The organism is Acidibrevibacterium sp. (assembly GCF_049965395.1).
Taxonomy (GTDB): Bacteria; Pseudomonadota; Alphaproteobacteria; order Acetobacterales; family Acetobacteraceae; genus Acidibrevibacterium; species Acidibrevibacterium fodinaquatile.
This window is the reverse complement of the sequence record NZ_JBMFWJ010000096.1, coordinates 1-3,520: the sequence shown is the minus strand read 5'-3', so window position 1 is coordinate 3,520 and position 3,520 is coordinate 1. Positions and strand designations below refer to the sequence as shown.

4 protein-coding genes are annotated in these 3,520 nt (G+C 67.3%); all 4 read left to right on the top strand.

What is annotated here, in order from left to right:
• Positions 1-282: 282 nt before the first annotated feature.
• A complete protein-coding gene (locus ACP5M5_RS14535; protein WP_427938547.1) occupies positions 283-1,323 on the top strand; it encodes an MlaE family ABC transporter permease in 1,041 nt (346 codons plus the stop codon).
• A complete protein-coding gene (locus ACP5M5_RS14530; RefSeq protein WP_427938545.1) occupies positions 1,320-2,057 on the top strand; it encodes an ABC transporter ATP-binding protein in 738 nt (245 codons plus the stop codon). Before ACP5M5_RS14535 ends, ACP5M5_RS14530 begins: the two co-directional genes overlap by 4 nt.
• Complete coding sequence (locus ACP5M5_RS14525) at positions 2,057-3,076, top strand: MlaD family protein (protein ID WP_427938543.1); 1,020 nt, start codon at positions 2,057-2,059, stop codon at positions 3,074-3,076. Before ACP5M5_RS14530 ends, ACP5M5_RS14525 begins: the two co-directional genes overlap by 1 nt.
• The coding region (locus tag ACP5M5_RS14520; RefSeq protein ID WP_427938541.1) for an ABC-type transport auxiliary lipoprotein family protein at positions 3,073-3,520 on the top strand (448 nt) is incomplete at its 3' end. The genes ACP5M5_RS14525 and ACP5M5_RS14520, both read left to right, overlap by 4 nt.

Sequence of the window (3,520 nt, the reverse complement as noted above, 5' to 3'; positions counted from 1 at the left end):
GCTAAGCATGTCATATAAGCGCGATATTGGCGTTTTCCGCGAGGGCCTGGCGCCGGCTCGCGCCAGGTTATTCCGGTATCGGTCTGGGCTCTCCGTCGCAATGGTTCGCAAGCGGGATCTTCTGCCATTAACCCTAGCCAGCAAAGTTTCGTCGGCGCTGAAATCCCCGCACCAATAACCCCGCTACCAACGGTTCGGGTGATTGCGGCGGCGGGGCGCGTTGATCTCGTCTTCGCGGGGCGTCTCGACGCCGTTGGGGCGGGGCAGATCTGGCGGGAGACAATGCGCCAAGCGCGCGCGGCGCGGGGCCAGGCGCTCCGCTTTGACCTCGCCTCCGTCGCGCAATGCGATACCGCTGGTGCCGCAATGCTGCTGGCCGCAGAGCAGGAACATGGCAGTGTCGCAGAGCTCGTCGCGGCGCAAGCGCCGGTTGCGGCGTTGATCACGCGGCTGCGCGGCCTCGTCATCGGCGCGGATAAAACACGCCCCTTGGCCGCACGTCCCGATGCGGCTGATGGCAGAAAGGCGGCGACGTCGGCGCGTCATGTGCTTGCTGATCTGGTGCGCCGGCTCGGCGCGCGTGCTGGCGATGGGCTGGCGTTTCTCGGCGAGGCTTTCTTCGCCCTCCTACGACTGTCGGCGCGGCGGCGAATGGTTCGGCTGCGGGATCTCGCGCTGCTCATCGATCAGGCAGGTTGGCGGGCGCTGCCGCTGGCGCTGTTGCTCGGCTATCTGATGGGCTTGATCCTCGCCTTCCAGTCAGCGATTCCGATGCGCCGCTTTGGCGCCGATCTGTTCGTTGCCGATCTCGTTTCCATTGCGTTGCTGCGCGAGCTCGGGCCATTGTTGGCGGCGGTGATCTTGGCGGGACGCACCGGCTCGGCGCAAGCGGCCGAACTGGGAACGATGAAGGTCAACGAGGAACTGGATGCCCTGGTTACCATGGGTCTCGACCCGATGCCATTCCTGGTGTTGCCGCGTCTCGCGGCGGCGATGGTGAGCATGCCAGCGTTGGTGCTGGCGCTCGATATCGCTGGCCTCGCTGGCATGGCGACGGTGCTCTCGGGGTTTGGCTTTTCGCCGGCGCTGGTCGCAGAGCGCGTGATCGGCGCCGTGCATCCGGCCGACCTGATGGGCGGGATTTGCCGCGCCGTCGCGTTTGGCGCGGCGGTGGCGGCGATCGGCTGCTATGCCGGCATGACAACCGGCGCCGGGCCACGCGCGGTCGGCGCCGCGGCAACCCGCGCCGTGGTTGGCGGCATCGTCGCCACCATCGCGCTCGACGGGCTGTTTGCGATGCTCAGCTATCGGCTTGGCCTGTGAGCACACCGGTCATCGTGGCGAGCGGCCTTGCGCAGCGCTTTGGGGAGCGGCTGATTTTTGAAGACGTCTCTTTTCGCGTCAATGGCGGCGAAGTGTTCGCCATTCTCGGCGGCTCGGGATGCGGCAAATCGACCCTGATGAAGCAGCTGATCGGGCTTTTGCCGCCGAGCCGCGGCCGCATCGAGATCTTGGGCCAGGATCTGGCGCGCGCGCGCGAGGCCGTGCGCCGCGCTATCGGCGTCATGTTCCAGTCCGGCGCCTTGTTCGGCTCAATGAGCCTGCTCGAAAACGTGATGCTGCCGCTTGAGGTATTCACCACCCTCCCGCGCGAAGGCCGCGAAGCGGTGGCGCGCGTCAAGCTCGGCCTGGTGGGGCTCGCCGATGCGGCTGCCCTGATGCCGGGCGAGATCTCGGGCGGCATGGTGCGGCGGGCCGGCATTGCCCGCGCACTTGCGCTCGATCCGCCGCTCCTGTTCCTCGATGAACCCTCAGCCGGGTTGGATCCGATCACCTCGGCCGGGATCGACCGGCTGATCCTTGACCTCCGCGCCGATCTTGGCACCACGGTCGTCCTGGTCACCCATGAGCTCGCGTCCATCCTCGCCATTGCCGACCGCTGCATCATGCTCGATCACGCCGCGCGGGGCGTGATCGCCGAGGGTGATCCGCGGCGCCTGCGCGAGACCAGCACCGAGCCCAAGGTGCGCTCGTTTTTCCGACGGGAAGCCGCCTGATGGAGGGGCGCGCCGCTTATGTCCGGGTCGGACTATTGCTGGTCATGGGGGCTGGGGTGCTGATCGGCATGCTGATTTTTCTCGCCGGCGATCGTTTCCAGAAGGGCGTTCTGTTTGAGAGCTACTTCAGCGAGTCGGTAGAGGGGCTCAATATCGGCGCGCCGGTCAAATATCGCGGCGTCAATGTCGGTACCGTGACCGATATCGGGCTCACCGTTGGGGCCTATGGCCACGGTGCCGCGGTAGATATGCACAGCCCTGCCTCCCGCCTAGTCTATGTGCGCTATCAGATCAACCCCGCCCGCGTCGGGCGCCAGCCGCAGCCGGAAGTGAGCGTGCGCGAAGGATTGCGGGTGCGCCTCGCGATGCAGGGGATCACCGGGATCAACTATCTCGAACTCGATTTCGTCGATCCCGCGCTCTATCCGCCGATGCCGCTCCCCTGGACCCCGGTCGGCGCCTATGTCCCGACGATTCCGAGCATGATCGCGCAGGTCCAGGACGCCGCCCAGCGCTTCCTCGCCGGGCTCGACAGGGTCGATGTCGTCGCGCTCGCGGCCGCGCTACAAAACGTCGCCGAGGATCTGCACCGGCAAATGCAAGGGGGCGATGTCGGGGCTGGGTTGGCCGAAGCCACGGCGCTGGTGCGCGATCTGCGCGGTCAATTGCGGCAGGCCGATCTGCCGGGACTAGCTGCGGACTTGCAGGCGACATCGCGTGCGGTGCGCGATATCGCCGAAAGCGGCGATTTACACCGGCTGCTTGGCCAATCGGCGACGGCGGCAAGCCGCCTCGCGCTCGATGCCGAACGCCTGGCGCCACTGATCGCGGCAATGACGGCCACCACCCGGCATGCCGATGCCGGGCTTGCCGATGTCCAACAGGCGCTACCCGGGATCTTGCGCGATATCCAGGAAGCGGCAGCCAATCTGCGCGCCACCAGCGAGGCTCTGCGCGAGGAGCCGGCTCTGCTGCTCCGTCCCGCCGCCCCGCCGCCGCGCGAGGAACCAAGACGATGATCAGGCGCTCTCTGCTTGGCGGCGTACTAGCGCTGGCCGGCTGCAGTGTTATGCCAGCGGAGCCCTATATCGAGAAGCGAGACTGGCCGCTGACGGCAACCCGGCCCACCACAAGGCCGCCCTCACCGTCGGGCCCGGTGCTGCTGGTGCGTAGCCTTCGCGCCGCCCCGGGGCTCGACTCCCGCCGCTTGCGGGTGCTCGGCGCCGATGGCAGCATCAGTGTCAATTTTTATGAGCAATGGTCGGCGCCGCCGCCGCTCTTGGTGGAGGACGCGCTCCGTCGCTGGCTCGCCGATTCCGGGGTGTTTGCCGCCGTATTGGCGCCAGGCAGCCGGCTTTCGCCCGATTTGGTGTTGGAAGGCGAGCTGACGGCGCTCTGGTTCGACCAGCGGCGCGGCATGGTGCGCGTTGCCATCGCGGGGCTTCTCCTCGCGCCGGCGGCAC

Coding starts and splice junctions, on each gene's coding strand:
- ACP5M5_RS14535 (WP_427938547.1), top strand. CDS start 283: ATGCGCCAAGCGCGCGCGGCGCGGGGCCAGGCGCTCCGCTTTGACCTC.
- ACP5M5_RS14525 (WP_427938543.1), top strand. CDS start 2,057: ATGGAGGGGCGCGCCGCTTATGTCCGGGTCGGACTATTGCTGGTCATG.